The sequence below is a fragment of the Pseudoalteromonas sp. SG44-1 genome (genome assembly GCF_014164315.1).
In the GTDB taxonomy this organism is placed as follows: domain Bacteria; phylum Pseudomonadota; class Gammaproteobacteria; order Enterobacterales; family Alteromonadaceae; genus Pseudoalteromonas; species Pseudoalteromonas rhizosphaerae.
The window spans coordinates 1-1,300 of the sequence record NZ_JACJEW010000176.1 but is presented as its reverse complement, the minus strand read 5'-3'; the positions used below and the strand labels follow the sequence as shown (position 1 = coordinate 1,300).

2 protein-coding genes are annotated in these 1,300 nt (G+C 35.6%); both read left to right on the top strand.

Annotated features, from left to right (window positions below; genetic code table 11):
- Positions 1 to 371: 371 nt before the first annotated feature.
- Positions 372 to 743 (top strand): HNH/ENDO VII family nuclease, encoded by a 372-nt coding sequence (locus H5187_RS24885; RefSeq protein WP_259398919.1) that lies wholly within the window; start codon positions 372 to 374, stop codon positions 741 to 743.
- 4 nt (positions 744 to 747) lie between these two features.
- Positions 748 to 1,173, top strand: a complete 426-nt coding sequence (locus H5187_RS23580) for a hypothetical protein (RefSeq protein ID WP_182798479.1) — start codon at positions 748 to 750, stop codon at positions 1,171 to 1,173.
- The last annotated feature ends 127 nt before the right edge of the window (positions 1,174 to 1,300 follow it).

Genomic DNA, 1,300 nt, shown 5'->3' with positions numbered 1-1,300 from the left:
ATTGAAAAGTGCGATATTTTTGCCCATTTGAATTTAATTGCCGACATGGGGGATATGGAAATTATTGATATGGCTTCTATGGTACGTGGCGCTATTAAGCAGTACGAATAACGCTGTATGCAAATGTAATTAGTAGAGGGCTTTAAACGAGCTCTATTTGGCGTACATAACTTAATGAATCATCAAGATGGCCGTATCCCTGAGCACGCATGATGATTCATTCGACACGTTTTTTAATATTAACTTACCAATTAGCTACAGAAAGTTTATTTTAGAATTCATTGGTGCCATATCTTTGGACTAACTCAGATTGACAAACTTTATGTTTGTTCATTCAATTTTAAACTCATTTATAACGCTAAGGACAGCATATGCAACCAGATATAAAAAATATCCCCCAACAACTTGGTCAGTACCTTTATCAGCAAATAAAAGAGCCATGGCTTGAGGCACAACTCATTTTAAATTGCGAAGATGAAAGCGAGCTTGAATGCAAAGCCCATTATCAAACAGCAGTGGATGCAAACGAACAACCAATCGCTGTTTCTGACGAAATAATCGAGTTATTCAGTACTTTGTTTGAGAATGCCACCACTACTGGCAGACAATACGGCGCAAAATCTAAAGAGGTAAGAGAATGGATGCTTGACCCTAATAATTATACATTGGATCATTACAGCTTAAACCGCTCTGCGGGAGCTCAATTAAAAGAAACCTACTTCCCCCCCAATATGATAAGTTAAAAAAATGAAAGAATTAGATGAAAAGTTAAGCAATGAGATTAATGAAAAATTTGATCAATCTTTTGAATTTAAAAAGAGAGGTCAAATAGAGGAATCATTTTTTGCAATGCAAGAAGCAATCGAATTACTGCCTTCACCGAAGAGTCAATGGTCCGAATCATTAATAATTATTACTTCTGCTTGCGAACATTTTATAGCAATTGAGAAGTTAGCTGACGCGAGAGCATTAATTGATGAGTACTTAAATTCTGATTTTTGTATATCATATGATGATAATCCCAGCTTCATCAAAGGTATTATATTATTTGAAATGGGTGATTTTGGACAAGCATATGAATGGTTTGATAAAGCCAACTCTATCTCTAAAGGCAGGTGCTTTGTAAAGCAGCCTAAAAAATACAAAACTTTTTTTAATGAGTATAACCAATGAACGTACATGACCAAATAGATGAGTATTGCGAGCAAGGCAATGATCTTTTTGATGAAGAAGACTTTCAAGGCGCAATTACACTCTGGCAAAAAGCCTTTGATTTACTCACCGACCCAGATGAGGATTG